An 18382-nucleotide genomic window follows, 5' to 3' on the forward strand; every position below is an offset into this window, starting at 1 on the left:
GTCAGCGACGACATAGGTGCGCGGGCGCTTTGCGACAGTCTGCCGGATGTCGACTGGCTGCTCGGAGATCGCGGCTACGACGCCGATTGGTTCCGCTAAACGTTGAAAGACAAAGGGATACGCCTCTGCATTCCGGGCCGAAAGCCACGCAAGACACCGGTCAAATACGACAAGCGCCGCTACAAACGCCGAAACCGCATCAAGATCATGTTCGGCAGGCTCAAGGGCTGGAGGCGCGGGGCGACCCGATACGGCAGATGTCCGAAGGTCTTCCTCTCAGCCAGCGCCCTCGCTGCAACGGTCATCTATTGGCTATGAGTCCTGAGCCTAAAGCCCCGAAACTGCCGTCAGGATCACATCGACGATGCGCAGCCGTTCCGCGCAGATCGCCTGCGTGTCGGCAAAGCGGGCGCGCAACTGTCGCGCAGTGTCAAGCCAGGCCTCGGCGGTTGCAAGATCGGGATCAAAGTCGCGGATCTGCGCTGCGGCCTGATCCGAGGTCAGTCCAAAGCTGTTGATGATGCACGACCCCGGAACCAACCGGTGAATCGCGTGGGTCGGGCTGGCGTAATAGGTTGGCACCCCGCCCACGATGAACGCATCAAAGATCTTTTCCGAAATGTAATGCTGCTGGTGGGTGTTTTCATAGCTCGACAACACCCGCACGCGCCCGTCCAGCTTGGTCAGCTTGTCCAGATGCCAGTCGGGCAAATCCTGACGGCGGGCTTCGGAATGCCAGCCCTTGCCTTCGATATACACGCCCGGCAGATCAGTCTTTGCCGCCACTTCCGAACGATAACTGCTCAGGCCCCAGACCTCTTGTTCGGGAAAGGCCAGCGCGTATTTATCGCCCTCTCGCTTTTCGGCAACAAAGGCTGCGGGTATCGCGGCGGTCCGCCAGCGGCTTAGCAGGTCCTGCGGCGTCAGTTTCAGATTGCGCGCGATCAACGTGCTGTAGCGGGTCAGCAGATCGTCCGAGGTCAGCAGGAAGTATGGAATGCGGTCGAACGTGTAGATGTTCGAATTGGAATGGTTGAGAAAGGTATAGGGCAGTTGCGCATCGCCGCATTTGGCCACGCGGGCGGTGTCGCTGAACCCGCCCGACCAATTGGCATCCCACAGGGGTTCTTCGGAAATTACCATGATGCGGGTGTCGGGGCTGTCCTTGGCGATCTGTTCGAACCGCTCGGCGTTTTCTTGTAGATCAAGGTTGAACCCGGTCATGATCACATCGGCGCCGACGGGGTCATCGACCACCGTGATGCGCCCTTGGGCCGTGGCCTGAAACGCCGGATAGCTTAGCGGGGTGCGGTTGGCATGGCGCCCCAGGAAACAGATTTTCGGTCCCTGCCCCTTGGCGACGGCGGGGGCGGACAGATCCGTCAGCGCAGGGGCGCTGGCGACATGTGCCATGACCGCGCGGTAATGGCTCAGCGTGGGATGACTGTCGGGCAGCATTTCCTGGGCCAATGTCAGCATCTGGCCCAGTGGCGTGGCGTCATCGCGCAAACGCGGCAAGAGGGCAGCCCCTTCGATCAGAGCGTTGCTGGCGCAGATGCGCAGCAGACTAAGCGCGTCCCGTTGCGACAGCTGCGGTTGCAGGCGCAAACGTGCCACCAGCAGATCGCGCAGCGCCGTGCCACTGCGCTGATCCACATCCGGCCCGCCATGGGCCGGGGCCAGCTCCGGTTCGCCCGATTGCGGCCCCTGCCCCAGTTCCAGCATCCGCTTTTGCACGTCGTAGACAAAGCTTTGCGGACCGTACAGCAGCCAGATCTGCGCCGCAGCGCGCTGCATGCCGCGCAGCTGCTCGGGGTCGGCGGCGAGCTTTTCCAGCCGGGCCGGAAGGGCGGCGATGGCTTCGGAGGTTTCTTCGCAGAACACGGCGGCGGCCTGCCACAGCGCCGGGTCTCCTGGCGGGGCATAGGTGTCGGCCATCACGACAGGGATTGCCCCCGCCCCAAGGCTTTCCCACAACCGGATCGAATTGGGCCCCGACCCCGATGGGCACAGCGAGAACACGCTTTGCGCCAGCGACATGCGGAACTGTTCGGAATTGGATTTGTTCACCAGGTCGTCAGCGTTGCCGTTGCGCCCGCCGGGGCGGATCTGATGCTCGTAGACGACCTTGTTGTAATGCCAGTCGTCGCGCCCGATGATCAGCCCCTTGGGATGATCGCGCAGAAGATCCAAAATATGGCTGCGCGCGTCGGTCAGGTAATACTGGTTCGATTTCGCCCCGACGAACGAAAACAGATAGGGACGCGCGGCGATGTCGATCTGCTCGCCGACTTCGGGAATCTGCACCGGGAACAACGGAAAGGGTCGGATATCCAGCCCACCTGCCCCGTTCATCGCCACATCTTCGTGGGTGGCATGGGACCAGAACACATGCGCGATGCCCGCCTGTTCGAACAGATCCAAGAACTCCTTCATCTTGATATGTTGGCAGACGGTGACCAGCGTCGTATCCATGGGAATCCGGTCGCAAAATGCCTGGAACTGCGCCAGGTGCACATTGGCATCCGATGACTTGGTCTGGATCTTGTCGATCAGATGGGCCCAAGGATAGGCGACATAGGTCACGCCTTCAGGCACGCTGCCCGTATCGCGGATCTGGTGAAACGCCTGCTGTTCGGTGATGGCAGGGAACTGCCAGTCGCGATCAAAGGCAAGGATGCCGTTTTCAAAGCTGATGCCGTCTTCCAGCGCGACCGCAGGTTCGGGCATGACGCCGGTGTAGACGATGACGTCCTGGTCGGTATCGCTGGCCGGTTTGAAGCGTTTGGCATCCTCCTCTTCGAACAGCTCGGTCGGATTGTGCTGCATCATGCCATTGCGGCCCTCCTCAACCACGGTCAGCTGGCCGGAGCCATAGTTGATCTTGAACGTCCAGCGCACCAGATTGGCGTCCGGAAGAGCCAGCGCCTCTGACCCGGCGCGCCGGTCGGCTTCAGAAATCAAAGCATCGATTTCGGCCTGATAGCTTTCACGTTGGCTGGCAGACAGTTGGCCTTGGGTGATGCGAAAGCTGGCAAGCGCCATCTTGGTCTGCACCAGAGATGCCTTTGCTGCGAACAGCCGCCCCATGTTCCAGTCGCCCGCAAGGCGCATGGGAGCGATGGTGTCTTCGGGTTTGATTGAACGCCACAGCCAATTGCGAAAGAACGCGCCTTCCTGTTGCAGGAAATTCCAGTGCTTGCCCTCGCATATCTCGGTGCACATCGCATCGCGCACGATCGGGTTGTCGAACTGCGCCAGCGGCATGTTTTCGCGAAAGATCGTCGTGGCCCCACCCACCCAGGACACTTGCTGCTGGGTGAACTGCATGGCCACCGCATCGATGAAAGCAAACGCGCCCTGCACGAAGAAATCGTCGCCGTTGATCCAGCTCATGAAGCCGTCCATCGGAATGCGCATGGCGGCAAAGCCCTTGCACAGGCCATCATACATCCCGTCATCGGGGGCAGAGGCAAAGCTGAATTCAATGCCTCGGCAATGTTTGGCAAACCCTTTGCTGGCCAGCTGGCGCTGCCACCATGCCAGCCGGTCCAGCGTACCGTCATCCGATCCCGCATCCTGAACGTGATAGCGGATAAAGAAATCCCCGGCCTGCGTCACGACGCTTTGGATGGTGCGATCAATCGTGGCTACGCAATTGTAGCTGGGCGTCGTGATGTAAATGGTCTTCGGCATGGAAGCAATCCTGGTGGTTCGATCGTGCGCCGGTCCGCGCGCGGGGACCCTGGAATCAGGACCGCCGCACAGGCAAGCGTAACCTTGCGGCGGTCTGTGGAAGGTGCGCCAAAATCGCAATGATCGGATGGAAACGCTTGTGTTTGCAAGCCTATGACAAGGACCTTCCGATCCAAAGACCGATGGCTACCGCATCAGCTGCGGGCATAGATGTCCTCGTAGCGGATGATGTCGTCTTCGCCCAAGTAGCTGCCGGTCTGAACCTCGATCAGCACCATCGGCACCTTGCCGGGGTTTTCCATCCGGTGCACCGCGCCCAGCGGAATATAGACAGACTGGTTTTCACTGATCAGCTTGACCTCGTCGTCGACGGTCACCTTGGCGGTGCCTTCGACCACGATCCAGTGTTCGGACCGGTGGTGGTGCGATTGCAGGCTTAGTGCCGCGCCGGGGGTCACATGGATGCGTTTCACCTGGAACCGCCTGCCGATGACAAGGCTTTCGTACCAGCCCCAGGGGCGGTAGTCGCGCGGCAGCTGCACGGCCTGGGGCGCACCCTTGGCCTTTAGCGCGCTGACCGCTTCCTTGACCTTTTGCGCCTGAGACTTGTGGGCCACCAGCACCGCGTCGGGCATGGCGATGGCAACGATGTCTTCAAGCCCGATGCCCACCAGTTCCACGGCCGAGGATTCAGAGCGCAGCAGCGTGTCGTTGCAATCGATGGCGGTGGCGTGCTCGGAACACACGTTTCCGGCCGCGTCAGGCCCGCTTTCCATCCAGACCGCATCCCAGCCGCCCAGATCCGACCAATCGCCCGAATAAGGCATCACGGCCAGATTGGTCGATTTTTCCATGATGGCATAATCGATCGAGATATCCTCGGCCTCGGCCCAGGGGCCTGGCGCAAGGCGGGTAAAGCCCAGATCCTCGGATGCCTCGTCCAACGCCTTTTCCACGGCGGCGACCAGCGCCGGGCTGTGGTCGCGATAGGCCGCGACGGCGGCTTCGGCGGTGAACAAAAAGATGCCCGCGTTCCACAGGAAATTACCCGCCGCCAGCATCTCGGCCGCGCGCCCCGCATCGGGTTTTTCGACGAAGCGTGCCAAGGATTGCGGCTCGCTCGCCTTGGGGTCGGCCCCGGCAGCCAACTCAAGATAGCCATAGCCGGTTTCGGGACGGTTGGGCGCGATGCCAAAGGTCACGAGATCACCGGCCAGCGCGCGCGGCACGGCGGCTTGCACAGTGGCACGGAACCCTGCCTCGTCGGGAATCACATGATCGGACGGTGCCACCAGCATCAGCGCGGCGGGGTCCTTTCGGATCATCCAAAGCGCTGCGGCGAGAATGGCGGGGGCGGTGTTGCGCCCCTCGGGCTCGATCACGATGCCCGCCGCCGCCTGCTCGATCTGCGCCAGTTGCTCGGTCACGATGAACCGGAACGGCTCGCCGGTCAGCACCATGGGCGCGGCAAAGCCATCCCCCGACAGGCGCCGGGCCGAGGCCTGAAACAGGCTGTCATCGCCCATCAGCCGGGCGAATTGCTTGGGATAGGATTTGCGCGAAAGCGGCCAGAGCCGTGTGCCGGATCCGCCGCAAAGGAGGATGGGGTGGATCGTCATGGCTGTTCTCCGTCTGAATGCATGTCGAGAATGTATGAAGGGTCGGGCAAGGTCTATACCTCGGGGGGACTGTCACGCAGGATGGAACCATCCTGCAAGAGCATACGGTGCAATGCCGCGTCTTCGGCGGCGTGTTCGGCCAAGATCTGCCGCGCCTGTGCCAGCAGAGTCGCGTCATGCGCCGGTCCAGTGAAGATATGAGGCAGCGTCGCCTCTTGCGCCACCAGATCCCGGCGTTTCAACGCGCCAAAGGCTTCGCCCAGCTGCTTCATGGTGCAGACCATGCGATAGCGTCGGTCGATGGCGCGCCGCGCGCTGCTGGCGGTAGGGACGTCTTCGTCCCCGGCGATGGCGCGGCAATGGCTGGACTGAGCATATTTTGGCCAAACGTCAACCGGCAAGGCCAACCCGACCTCAAGGCTGAGGGGTGTCAGCTTGTGATGCCACGCCTTCAGCGCGGGCACGGCGCGGGCGTCATGAAGAAACGACACCAGCCGTTCGACAGGATCGCGCACCACGGTCATCCGGACAGGCAGCGCCAACAGCTGCCTTTCTATGCGGCGGGGAAACGCCTGAAAGCGGCCACTGAACACCTGCTATGCGCCGCAATCCAGCATACGCTGCACCGCTTTGGAGTCTGCAGGCTGACAGGTTTCGATCCGCCCCGGAGCGAGACGACCGGCAAGGGCCTTACGCAACGATCGCCCCGCCGTGCGCAGATGGATAAGCCGCCTGTCGCGGGCGACCCCGGTCAGGGCAGGCCGCACGGAGGTTGCCGTCGGGGCCGACGCTGCTTGCGGGCGTTTTACCGATATACCCGGGCTGTCGGGGGGGTCCTGCAGTCCCATGAAGGCGTCGGTATAGACCTGCTTGCCCAGATCGGTGGAATGTACCACGTCGCGCAGCATGCCGTCGCGATCCAGCGACACCGAGACAGGGCTCAGCCCGTGCTCGGCGCAGAATTCGCGATGCATCTGCCGCAACCAGTCCCCGTTTTCGGTTACGTCCTCACGCGGGAGGTCGAAAAACGAGATCCGCCGCGCGCCCCGGCGCACCGCCCCGGAACACAGCGCCCCAAGCGTGGCCAGATGATCCGCATGGGGCCGCCCCTGCGCGCGCAGCTGCGATGTCGCGCCCTCGTAGATGACATGATCGGGGTCGAAGAACCGCCCGATATCAATCCGGACGGAGGTGCCGGCGGTCTTGCCGATATGTGAGGAAATGATCTTCATTGGGTATTTTGCCGGGTGCCTTCGCCGCTTCGCAAGCGGGGATCAGCCCCGAATGGTTTCGGTCTGTACAAACCAACGATAGGTTTCAGCGACGCCGTCTTCCAGACCCACCTGCGCGCGCCAGCCCATATCAGCCAGTCGGCTGATATCCATCAGCTTTTTCATGGTGCCATCGGGTTTGCTGGGGTCGTTGGAGATCTTGCCGGTGTAGCCGGTGACCTTTGCCACCAGCTTTGCCAGATCGAGGATGGAAATATCGCTGCCGGTGCCGACGTTGATGTGGCTCAGCATCGGCTGGGTGTTGGCGTCATAGGTCGCCTTGTCCAGATCCATCACGAACAGCGACGCCTCGGCCATGTCATCCACATGCAGGAATTCGCGCATCGGCTTGCCCGACCCCCAGATCACCACCTCGGGGGTGTTGTTTTGCGCGGCCTCATGGAAGCGGCGGATCAGCGCGGGCAGCACATGGCTGTTTTCGGGGTGGAAATTGTCGCCGGGGCCATACAGGTTGGTGGGCATCACCGACCGGTAGTCCACGCCATGCTGGCGGTTGTAGCTTTCGCACAGCTTGATGCCGGCGATCTTGGCCACCGCGTAGGGTTCATTGGTGGGTTCAAGCGTGCCGGTCAGCAGCGCGTCCTCGCTCATCGGCTGGGGCACGGCCTTGGGATAGATGCACGAGCTGCCCAGTTGCAGCAGGCGCTTGACCCCCGCATCGAACGCCTGATGGATGACGTTGCATTCGATCATCAGGTTTTCGTAGATGAAATCCGCCGGATAGGTGTTGTTGGCATGAATGCCCCCCACCTTGGCCGCGGCCAGGATCACCACGTCGGGCGTTTCGGTCTGCATGAAATCACGCACCGCCGCCTGGCTGGTCAGATCCAGCTGCGCATGGGTGCGGGTCAGCATCGTCAGGTCTTCGCCTGCGGCCCGGCGCGCTTCGAGACGGCGAAGAATGGCCCCACCCACCATGCCGCGATGGCCTGCGATGTATATCTTTGTCATGTCTCTCACTTTGTCGCGGCTCCCTGCCGCGGGCAATGACCCACCAGGAAAAGACCGCCCTCAGTTTTAGAAGGGATCATGGTTTCTGCGCGAGTCGTACGCCAGCCGCCACAGATGTCACAAATTCCGAAGCTTTCACATGCTGGGTCCGCAGATCGTCCTGTAGCCGGGCAATGCCAGCCTCGATCACGCAGTTGATATCCTCGATCACCTCCTCACCCAAGCCAGCGACGCGGCCGATCATCAGCGCGCTATCCTTGCATGGGGTCAGGGCGATGCGCAGGAAATACCCGTAGCTGTCGCTACCGTCACTATTGTCAGCAGTCACCAGCGGCGGAGAGATGCTGCCCGAGCGCAGTTCGATCTGATAGTTGCCGCGGATCTGCAGCACTTTGACCATGAACTTGTCATATGGTCGGCTCATCCGCACCGACTGAGAGCAGAACATCATCAGCGCGCGGAAATCGTCGCTGCGTTCCTCGACGGATATCCGAATTCCGGTCAGCCGGCCCCGGGGCATCTGGGGCATCTGGGGCGTGGCGACCGGCGCGCGGGCCGGTGCCTTTGGCGTGAGGGCCGGTGCCGCGGGCAGATCCTCGGGCAGCGACGCCAGACGAGCGCCCGAGATCTTGCGCATCTGGGCCAATGCCGTTTCCGCATCCGCCCCTTGCGGCACGAACCGGTCCACTGCGGCCATCAGATCGCGGGCGAAGCTGCGGCGCGCCTCGGTGTAATCGGCGCCTCGCTCAGGCAGCGGATGCAGGTCAAGATGCTCTTCGATCTGCGCCATGGTCTCGGCCAAGGCCTGCGGATCGTGCCGAAAAAAGAAGCGGCAGGCTTCGGTAAGCTGTTCCTTATGCACCCCAAGATCCGAGGCGACGATGAACTTGCCCATCGACTTGGCGTCCTCGATGACCGTCGACCAGCCTTCGAAAAGCGAGGGTTGCACGATGTAGCTGGCCGCTTTCATCAGGCACAGTTGATCGCCGCGGGGGATGAAGCCGAGAAAGCGCACCTGATCGGCGATGCCCCATTCCGCCGCTTGGCGCTTGAGGAAATCCGCATAGCCGGCAACGCGGTAATCGGCCTCGTTACCGGTGAAGACCATGGTCACCGCGATGCCCATTTCCTTGAGCAGCGCCACCGCTCGGATCACCAAGATGTGGTTCTTGTGCAGCCAGACCTGGTTTGCACAGAATACGTAGCGTTCGGGGAGCGCGTACTGACGGCGCACGGCATCGACCCGGTCCGGATCATAGCAGTCGAAGCTGGCGAAACGCACCACTGCGACATTCTCGCATTCGCCGGGGTAAAAGGTGTCGACATCCTTGCGCACGTCTTCCGAACTGACGATCAGCCCGGCGGTGGCGAAGCGGCGCCGGTGGTGGTCGCGGCGGCGGGCAATCTCGTCATCCGCGAAGAAATAGCCCAGGTGCAGTTCCTGAAAATCCGGGATCCAAGAAATCGTCCGCGCCTCTTGCCCGGCGATCGGATACGGAAAGACCACGTCCGCCAACCCCTCGGCAGCCATCTGGCCAAATTCGGCGTAAGTCGCCCAACCCAAATTCGGATAACCACTTTCCTGAATGAAGCGCACCGATTCCGGTTTTTCGCTGACCAGCAGTATAAAGGGCTGCTCTTCGAGCGGCAGCAGAGACATGGCCGAAATCAGATTGCGGATGTAGTAGCTACCACCCACCCAATTCTCGTCAAGTTCAAACGGAATAGCGATCCGTCTCATGGCATGCCTCTCAGAAGGGTCTGGGTCGCGGAACCGCCAGCTACATCGCGGCGGAACCAGTCGGCGTAACGGGCGATGCCGTCCGTCAGCGCCACCTGCGGCCTCCAGCCAAGCGCAAATGACGCCGAGACATCGGCGCGGTAATCAGTGGGATCACCCGGCCGGCATTTCCCATTGAAGGTGATGGGCGTGTCGATGCCGTAACAAGCAGCCAGCGGCTCAAGGATATCGCGGATGCGCACCGCTTCGCCGGTGGCGCCGTGGAACACCGGCACCGAGTGGTCGGCACGGGCGCCAATGCAGCATATCAACCGTACCGCATCCGAGACGTGGATCCAGTCGCGAGTCTCGTCACCAGTGCCAAAGAAGGTGCTTTCGCCCTTGCGCAGCTTGTGGCTGGCATCCCAAAGCAGTTGCTTGCGCAGCCCTTCGCCATAAACCGAAAACAGCCGCAGGATCGTACTGGGCACGCCGAAGAAGGTGGCATACTGCTGCACCAGCTGCTCGCCGATCAGCTTGTTCATTCCATAAGGCGAAATCGGCCGGTACGGATCGTCAGTACGGATCGGCAATCTGTCAGCCTTGCCGTAGACCCCGGCGGTCGACAGATAGACCAAGGGGATGCCGCCTTCCTCGCGCGAAAACTCCAGCAGCTCGGCAGTGGCCATCACGTTGCTGCGAAAATCGGTCATCGGTTCGCGCATCGACAACGGCACCGAGCCGCTGCCGGCGCAGTGATAGATGATCTCGGCGCCCTTACAGGCCTCGGACAGAGCGCTGGTGCTGATCCCGCCGGAATACCAATGCGAAATCCCCAGTGCGTCACGGTCCTCATCTGCCATGGATGAATGGCCGATGCCGCGCACGTCGCAGCCGCGATCCCCCAGGTATTTCGACAGATGGCGCCCGATGAAGCCACCAGCCCCCGTCACCACGGCCACTTTGGGCAGGACAACTCCGGTCATTTGCGGTTCCTGTCGATGATCACCTCGGGGATCCGCTGGGGCGGAAAGCGCGCGGCGTCGCGGGCTTCTTTGGCGGCGAGGATCTCGTCGCGGCGGGACAGAATTTTCGCGGGGTTGCCACCGGCCACTGCATAGGGCGGCACGTCCTTGGTCACCACCGAATGCGAAGCGACTACAGCACCGTCGCCGATGGTCACGCCCTTCATGATCAGCGAACCGAAGCCGATCCAGACCCCGCTGCCGATGGTCACTGGCGCCGAGGTCACGTCGTGCCAGGACTTGAAGGCGCCCATGCGTCCCTGCACCACGCCGATGCGCCAGTCGTCCGCATCGTTCTCGCGCATGGTGAGGTCGAGCGAATGGGCATTGCTGTCCATCACCACCACGTCCCAGGAAAGCATGGTGTTGTCACCCACGGTGATGCCGCCAGGCTGGGTGCAGATCAGCAGGCAGCCGCCACCGATCGAGCTGCCGCTGCCGACGCGGATTTGGCCCGCGCCGCGTTCGAAGACAAAGGTGCCGTTGACGTCGCTGCGCTCGCCCACCACCGCGTAGGGGCGGTTATCGTGGCGCACCCGCACGTCCACATGCAGGCCTTGGGTGCGGCTGTCCTTGCCGGTGACCAGCACCGGTGCATGACTCTTCGGCGGGGGCGCCGGCAGGTGCCGCGACAAGTCTTCGTCGAAAACATCTATGGATTCCACGATAAACCCAAGATCACGCCCCTGCATGTTCGAGGTCGAGACCGAGCGCACATGCACCACCGCGTCCGGCTCTGAGGCGTCGATCGGGAAGACGAAGCTGTGCTGCTTCGACAGTTCGGCATCAATGCACGGATAAGTCGCAATAAAGCGCTTTGTCTCGCAGACCAGCACCTGGCCTGGCAGGATGTTGCGCACGTTGATGTGGAACACCGGTCGGGTGAAACCGCGCAGGTCGAGCCGCACGAAGACGTCGCGCCCATCGCTCCAGGCAAACGAGGCGGGGGCGCCCGGAAGCTGGGTGCCGTCCTCGGGCGCCCAAAGGCCGATGACCTGATGCGCGCGCAGCGTGCGCGACAACGGGTGCAGCGTCTCGCCCACTGCCGCGCTCGGCACATTGACGCCGCTGCGTCTGCGCAGGATGTCCACGTAGCGCCGGCAGCCGGGCATCTGGGCCAAGCGCTCCAGCGCTTCGGGCAGATGGTCGCGCAACAGATCAAACTCGGCGCTGCCGCCAAAGCGGCACAGGTGCCGTGCCTCGGCTTCGGACATGTCGGCCATCATCTCGGCCAGGAACTTCGGCTTCAGTTCGTCGTCGATCAGGTGATGGATGAACATCTGTGGCACGATGTAGCTGAGCGCGATGGCAGGCATCTGCGTTCGAAACCCGCTCTGCTCAAGGAAATCGAGGCACAGCCGCCGGATGTGCAGGAACTCGAACACCCGCGGGCTGCGCTCTGCCATGATGGAATCGCTGCGCTGCAGGTAGTAGTAGCTGACCGCAGGATCGACGTAGATCGTGTCGATCACGCTGACCAGAGACAGTGCGAAATGGTGGTCCTCGTAGTAGTATCCGACCGGGAAGCTCAGCCCGTTGGCCTCGATCACCTCACGCCGAATGATAAAACGCCAGGTTTGCGCGCTCCACCCGGCGATCCTGCCATAGATCTCTTCGGCCTGGCGCGGGCGCCAGACCATACCCGCGATCTCGGGCGGTGCGTGGCGGTCGTTTCGGATGGTGCCGTGCTCGTCGATAAAGGCATAGTTGATGAAATAGGCGTCGGGTGCCTCGGATTGCAGCACGTTGGCGATGCGGCCCAGCGCGTGCTCGCGCAGGTGGTCGTCGGAATCGATGAACCAGACGTATTCGCCCCGCGCCAGTTTCAGTCCCGCCATCCGCGCACCCGCAAGCCCCGCGTTGGCCTGCGAATGGATGCGCACCCGACCGTCGAGAGCGGCAAAGGCCCGCGCCACCGCCAGCGTATGATCCGGGCCTCCGTCGTCGACCACGATGACCTCGATATTCTCGAAATCCTGGCCGAGGATAGTGAACAGCGTATGCCCCAGATACTGCCCCACCTTGTACGAGGGCAGCACGATCGAGACCAACGGCGCGTCCGGCGGCTTGGCATCGATGAAGCGGCTGCCGTTGCGCAGATACAGCGGGATCAGCTCATCCCACTTGATACCGCCGAAGATGTCCAGAAGCTCGTCTAGTGGCACGCCCTGCGCAGCCAGCGCGGCGGCCATCGAGATGTTCAACGGCAGATGATCGTGTTTCTCGATCACCGGGCGGGCGGTCTCGGCCGGCTTCCAGGCGCGCGCGGCAAACAGCAGTGCCAGCGCATCCTCGCGCCCCAGGTCGAGGCCGGGAAAGTTCTGCCTTATCAGGCCATGCGCTTCCTGCCAGACCACCTCGGGGTTGGAATTCGACATGCCCGTCAGTGGAAACATGGTCACCGGCTCGGGCACATAGGTAAAGCTGCGCCCGGCGCGGATGGCGCGGTGCATCCAGCGGGTGTCTTCGGCCATGGGATAGGTGCGGCCGAACAACCCCACCGCGTCATAGGCCGCGCGGGTGGCGAACATCGCGTTGTGCCCCACTGGCCCGCCGCTGACAAAGGCGTTCAGCCCCCAAGGTTCGTCATGGCGTTTGAACAGCGTGCCGTCGTTGCGCAGTTCCAGCGTGCTGCCGCCGTAGACGTCGGTGTTCTCGCGGTAGTGGGCCTGGGCCACCGCCTCAAGCCCTCCGGGCAGGTAGCAATCCCCCGCCCCGACAATGCCGATCAGCGTGCCGCGGGCGACGGTCAGACCCTTGTTGAGCGCGTCGTACAGTCCGTCGTCGCGCTGGCTGAAGCACTGGGTGACCACATGCGGCCACTGTTTGACGATCTCCAATGTCTCGTCGCGCGAACCGCCGTCGAGCACGATACATTCCACATCGTCGCGCCGCTGCGCCTCGATCGAGCGCAGCGTGGCCGGCAGGTCGGCGGCGGCGTTGAAGGTGGCTATGAGCACGGTGAACAGCGGCGCGCGTACCTTGCCGGACGAGGTATGCACGATGCGCACCGGACCGCGGGTCCAGTTGACCCCGCCGAACAGCGCATGGCTGTCCTCGGCCCGGCCCTGAGCTTCCAGCGCCTGAGCCAGCGCGATGTTCAGCCGAGGCGAGCGCATGTTCTGCGTCAGATTTCTTGCCGCAAGCGCGTCGCCGCCGTCCAGCACCCCTGCCAGAATCGCCGCATCGGCAGCAGTCAGAGCCAGTTCAGGGAACAGTCGGCGCAGTAGCGGCAGGCTGTCGGTGGCCAGCGCGGCGGGGGTGTCTGCGCAAACCAGCGGCTGCTTGGCACAGGCGCATGGCGTGCCCGCATCCAGAATGGCAGGCAGCGCACGCCGAAATGCGGCCCCTTCGGCATCGGGCCACCACGGCCCGGCGGACAGGAACAGGTCGCGGTCGGCAAACACGGTCTCGGGGGCGCAGGGAAGCGCCCCGAGCAAGGCTCCGAAATCGAGCGTCACGTCTTGGGGCAGGATCAGCGCCGGGGCCGGATCGGCCGCACGCAGCGCCGCCAGTGCCTGGAAAGCGCCAGGCTCAAGACACTGGCCCGCAGACAGCACGGCAAGGGTCTGCCCCCCCAGATCAGCGACGGCCGCGCGCAGATCCGTCGCAAGGTCCGCGCCGCGCTCACGCAGCGACAGGCCAGTCAGCGCCGGAAGCTCCAGAGTGCTGTCCCCGGGCACCAGAACGATGCAATCGAGTAATCCATCCGACAGTGCACCATCAATCGAGCCGATCGTCCTGTCGAGCGCATCGTCAGAGCCGGCTGCGAGGACGATCAAAGAAAATGTAGTCATAATGTCTTGCCTAGTCCTCTACGCGCCCTGGGATCGAACCTAGCGAACCCTCTTAGCAGCAGCGGCTTGTAAATCTTGACGCTGCTTTGTTTAGGATCAGTCCTCAGGTGTCAATCTAAGCCTTGGCAATGTCCCGTACAAAGCAACGGCAAAATATCCTTGTACTTCATACGGGCAGTTGTCGTGTCAGGTGGGAGCCTCTGCAGCCACCCGCCCAGCGAGAGTGACCAGCTTCGGATTCGGGGTCAGCCCGTTCTTCACCACGAAATCAAGCATGGTCCCCGCCAATTCCTTGCGGCGGCTGTCGAAGGCTGCGTTGCGCTCGATGAACAGCGACAGTGCCGCCTTCGGTCCCTTGGCCATGACCTCAAGATAGGTTTCGGGCTCGATCCACGGCACGCCCATGGTCTCGGCCAGGCCCGAGGTCCGGGAATCGTGGCCAACCAAGATCGACGGCGTACCCGACTGCAGCGGCACCATCGTGCCGTGAATGCGCATGCCGATGGACATATCGCAGGTGCGCGAGAAGTCCATCCAAGCCTCGACATCGGCGAAATGAAGCACCTTGGCCTTCAACGTCCGGGTCAGCTTATGGAGCGTATCGCCGAACGGGTTATGCTGGCGATAGAGCGTGGGGATGTTGGTGCGTGCGCCCAGCACAAACTCGATCAGTTGCGGCGTCTGCACCACGTAGAAGGCGGGGGTTTCCGCCAGCAAGCGCATTTGATGCTCGAGCACCGCCCCGGTGGCGCCATGGCCGCCGTTGGCCTCGGAGATCGCCAGACGCACGTCTTCCCAGCCGTTCAGCTCGGCCATACCTTTCTCGGCACGGCGTGTCAGCTGCACGCCAAGGTCGGGATCGGGGTTGAGAAAGTTGGATGGGCAGCCGGTGACGGTTACGTTGGTCACGCCTGCCTTTTCCAGTGTGGCGGCGGTCAGCTCATCACGTACGCTGATGCTGGCGCTGCGCTCTGAGATAATCTTGGCCAAACGTGAGGTTTCCGGACCGAGCCGCACGATTGTCGGCTGGCCATCCTTGGCCAGAGGGGCTTGGGCACCAAGACCAAAGGCCGTGACGGGACCTTGGCACTTTTCGATGATTTCGGCGCGGCCGCGGTTGTGAGCCTCGTCCTGAGCGGTCTGGCCCAGCCAGTTGGCGCAAGAGATGATCAGCCGCTCGACCGGGTCGGTCTCGATGATGCGGCGATATTCACCCCCCGTCACTGGGCGGAATGCATGCAGATCCCCGAGGATGTTCCAAAGCGCTTGGCGGAATACAAAATTGCCAAGATTCATGCCCGATACCGCAGCCAGTTCTGAAGCAGACTTACGATAGGCCGCTGACACGCGGCCAATATAGGGCATGTCCAAGTACAGTTTAGACATCGAAGATCTCGCTTTGCCTTAAGGGGCATGAATGCCGAAAAATTAGGATTGCGTCACGGGGCACCACCAGCAGAGATGACAGGCCACCCTTCACGCTGCCTTATAGGGCCAAGCTGGTAGCGGTCACAAGCTTAGCCTATAAGTTCCGCCCGGCGAATGGCTTACCCCTCAAGCGCCATGGGCAGCTCGTAGCCGTGTTCTTTCAGCAGCGCGTGGCGCTTGGCGGTCTTGAGATCGTCGGCCACCATTTCGGCGCACATTTCCTGCGCGGTGATTTCCGGCACCCAGCCCAGCTTTTCCTTGGCCTTGGTGGGGTCGCCCAGCAGAGTTTCCACTTCGGCGGGGCGGAAATAGCGCGGGTCGATCTTCATGATCACGTCGCCGGTCTTGACCGCGGGGGAAATGGCGTTGTCGACCGATTTGACGGTGGCCTTCTCGTCCACGCCCTCACCGGTGAATTCCAGCTCGATGCCCAGCTCCTTGGCGGACCAGGTGATGAATTCGCGCACCGAATACTGCACGCCGGTGCCGATGACGTAATCCACCGCCTCGTCCTGCTGCAGCATCATCCACTGCATGCGAACGTAATCCTTGGCGTGGCCCCAGTCGCGCAGGGAATCGATGTTGCCCATGTACAGGCAGCTTTCCAGACCCATGGCGATGTTGCTCAGCCCGCGGGTGATCTTGCGGGTCACGAAGGTTTCGCCGCGGCGCGGGGACTCGTGGTTGAACAGGATGCCGTTGCAGGCATACATGCCATAGCTTTCGCGGTAGTTCACGGTGATCCAGTAGGCGTACATCTTGGCCACGGCATAGGGCGAACGCGGATAAAAGGGGGTGGTTTCCTTCTGCGGCGTTTCCTGCACCAGGCCGAACAGTTCGGAGGTGGACGCCTGATAGAAGCGCGTCTTCTTTTCCAGCCCCAGAAAGCGGATCGCTTCCAGCAGGCGCAGCGTGCCGATGCCGTCGACGTCGGCGGTGTATTCGGGCGCCTCGAACGACACGGCGACATGGGACTGCGCGCCGAGGTTATAGACCTCGTCGGGCTGCACTTCCTGAATGATGCGGGTCAGGTTCGAGGTGTCGCTCAGATCGCCGTAATGCAGCTTGAAATTCTGATTGGTGACATGCGGATCCTGATAGATGTGATCCACCCGGCCGGTGTTGAACAGCGATGCCCTGCGCTTGATGCCGTGAACCTCATAGCCCTTGGCCAACAGGAATTCCGCAAGATACGATCCGTCCTGGCCGGTAACGCCGGTAATAAGTGCTTTTTTTGTCATTTGTCGCAATCCGTCGCTGTAATCGGTCCATCCGGCCCTGCCGACGCCCGGTTCCAATGCCGAATACGGCGAAGGGTCCGAGCACAAAACAAGCACCAGCCTATTTCATGGGCTGCGTACCAAATGCCCATGCGTGTCACAAGTATGGAAAGCCTTCGGGGGCAGACCGTTGGCAAGGTGAGTACGGTAAACCGCCTAAACAAATGGCACAGCCGAGGCGGCCGGATCGGGATCGTACCCAAGCCGGTCGCACAGCGCCTCGTAGGCCGGGCAGCCGGCCTCGACCTCGGCCAAAAGAGCCGGGGGCAGCGGACGGCGCGCGCGAGGTGCGATACGCATCCCTTTGCGACCACTGTCTCCCGACATTCGGATCATCGGCAGGAGGTCCTGCCAGCGAGCCGAGTAGGGCAGATCGAGATCTTGCGCCAATTGCCGACAGACATCGTCCGGATCTTCGGTGAAATGCTCATAGTAATGGATCGGAACCCCCGGATAGGCATCAAGGAATATCAGGTACCGCCCGGCATAGTGATCCAGCAGGTTCAGCGAGTTGGCGACCCAGTCCATACTGAGCAGCGATGCGTATGAATCAAGCGGATGACGCACAGTGATCGCTTGGCGCAAAGCGAGATCCCGCGCCAGAATCGCCCCGATTGTCGCGCGCCCGGTCGGATCCGCATTCGTACAGAAATGGGAATGGGTGTGATCGCGCAGGACGAGGTAACGCCCCTCTTGTGCTAGGTCGTCCCGCAGGCTGCGCAGCGCAGCCGAGAACATCCGCCCCACCGCCGCATCTGAGGGCGGCGCATGGGTATGCCGTGCCATCAGAATGACGTCGCTTGGCGCGAAGACCCCCGGTCCCGGTACCATGGTGCTGAGCGGATCAAGTTCGCTCAACACCATGGTGTTGGGCTGACTTGCCAACGCGCGAGCGACAAGCGTGCCGCCGGTACAGGCGAAATGATGCAGCATCCGCAGTGGCTCGGGTCCGGCCTCGGCGCTGACCCGCACTTGATTGCGGCATTGCGTCAGCAAGCTGCCCAGGGGCGGTGTCGGCTCGTTGCCGCGCCTAATCGCAACAGGAAAGCCCGATCCGGACAGTAGTGCCAGAGCATCGTCAACGAGAAGCTTCAGATCCCGGTCGTCGCTCATATGCCTGCCTTGCGTTTGCGCGGCTTTTTGCGGCCAGACGTCGGGGCGCCACTTGGCGCCGCCTGCTGTTCAAGCGATGGCGCGGCGGGGTCGCCTTCGTCGTTGCCCAGTCGCACCAGGTATTCGGAAGCTGCACTCAGCCGCGAAGTCACCTGCATCAGCAGCCCGTCCAAGGTTTCCTTCTCGGCCCGAAGCGCCTCGAACCGACCGCGCAGCTCCGTCAGATCCGCTTGCGCTGATGCTTGGCTGCGCAGCGCCACACCCAGATCGAACTCCATGCGATCGGTGCGCTCTGTCAACGCCTCGATCCGGTTTTTCCCGGTAGCAACATGCTCTTCGAGCGTCGCGATGCGCGCATCTTTTTCAGCCAAGACCTGCCCTTGCGCCTGCGATGCTTGGACCGCAGCGTGTTCGCCGGCGGCCAGCGCCTGAATACGGTCGCGTCCGGCCTCAAGTTCGGC

At 62.4% G+C, this 18382-nt stretch carries 11 protein-coding genes and 3 pseudogenes; 1 reads left to right on the top strand and 13 read right to left on the bottom strand.

What is annotated here, in order from left to right:
- Positions 1-318 (top strand): annotated as a pseudogene (locus ATI53_RS20545) (transposase); the annotation flags it as partial.
- Between the two features lie 9 nt (positions 319-327).
- Here the strand turns inward: ATI53_RS20545 and ATI53_RS20550 are convergent.
- The 13 genes and pseudogenes from ATI53_RS20550 to ATI53_RS23465 all read right to left on the bottom strand — a co-directional run.
- Positions 328-3696, bottom strand: a complete 3369-nt coding sequence (locus tag ATI53_RS20550) for an exostosin domain-containing protein (RefSeq protein ID WP_111551242.1) — start codon at positions 3694-3696, stop codon at positions 328-330.
- A gap of 194 nt (positions 3697-3890) precedes the next feature.
- Positions 3891-5315 (bottom strand): mannose-1-phosphate guanylyltransferase/mannose-6-phosphate isomerase, encoded by a 1425-nt coding sequence (locus tag ATI53_RS20555; RefSeq protein WP_009504500.1) that lies wholly within the window; start codon positions 5313-5315, stop codon positions 3891-3893.
- A gap of 53 nt (positions 5316-5368) precedes the next feature.
- Complete coding sequence (locus tag ATI53_RS20560; RefSeq protein ID WP_146609980.1) at positions 5369-5857, bottom strand: hypothetical protein; 489 nt, start codon at positions 5855-5857, stop codon at positions 5369-5371.
- Between the two features lie 54 nt (positions 5858-5911).
- The gene (locus ATI53_RS20565; RefSeq protein ID WP_111551244.1) at positions 5912-6547 is read right to left on the bottom strand and encodes a hypothetical protein; all 636 of its coding nucleotides are present in this window, start codon (positions 6545-6547) and stop codon (positions 5912-5914) included.
- A gap of 42 nt (positions 6548-6589) precedes the next feature.
- Positions 6590-7558 (bottom strand): GDP-L-fucose synthase, encoded by a 969-nt coding sequence (gene fcl, locus ATI53_RS20570; RefSeq protein ID WP_009504503.1) that lies wholly within the window; start codon positions 7556-7558, stop codon positions 6590-6592.
- Between the two features lie 76 nt (positions 7559-7634).
- Positions 7635-9299, bottom strand: coding sequence for a glycosyltransferase family 4 protein (locus tag ATI53_RS20575; RefSeq protein ID WP_009504504.1), 1665 nt, complete (start codon positions 9297-9299; stop codon positions 7635-7637).
- Positions 9296-10264 carry an NAD-dependent epimerase/dehydratase family protein gene (locus ATI53_RS20580; protein ID WP_009504505.1) on the bottom strand — a complete coding sequence of 323 codons (969 nt, stop codon included), beginning with the start codon at positions 10262-10264 and terminating at the stop codon, positions 9296-9298. Before ATI53_RS20580 ends, ATI53_RS20575 begins: the two co-directional genes overlap by 4 nt.
- 89 nt (positions 10265-10353) lie before the next feature.
- Positions 10354-10509 (bottom strand): annotated as a pseudogene (locus tag ATI53_RS24525) (LbetaH domain-containing protein); the annotation flags it as partial.
- 1437 nt (positions 10510-11946) lie between these two features.
- Positions 11947-14100: pseudogene (locus tag ATI53_RS24530) on the bottom strand (glycosyltransferase); the annotation flags it as partial.
- 186 nt (positions 14101-14286) lie between these two features.
- Positions 14287-15486, bottom strand: coding sequence for a polysaccharide pyruvyl transferase family protein (locus tag ATI53_RS20590; protein ID WP_223866046.1), 1200 nt, complete (start codon positions 15484-15486; stop codon positions 14287-14289).
- Positions 15487-15647: 161 nt separating this feature from the next.
- A complete protein-coding gene (gmd, locus tag ATI53_RS20595) occupies positions 15648-16769 on the bottom strand; it encodes a GDP-mannose 4,6-dehydratase (RefSeq protein WP_009504508.1) in 1122 nt (373 codons plus the stop codon).
- A 195-nt stretch (positions 16770-16964) separates the two neighbouring features.
- A complete protein-coding gene (locus ATI53_RS20600) occupies positions 16965-17921 on the bottom strand; it encodes a sulfotransferase family protein (protein WP_111551246.1) in 957 nt (318 codons plus the stop codon).
- Positions 17918-18382, bottom strand: a 465-nt coding sequence (locus tag ATI53_RS23465; protein ID WP_170134633.1) for a hypothetical protein, incomplete at its 5' end; no start/stop codon positions are given. The genes ATI53_RS23465 and ATI53_RS20600, both read right to left, overlap by 4 nt.

The sequence above is a fragment of the Salipiger aestuarii genome (assembly GCF_003259905.1).
GTDB classification, from domain to species: Bacteria; Pseudomonadota; Alphaproteobacteria; order Rhodobacterales; family Rhodobacteraceae; genus Salipiger; species Salipiger aestuarii.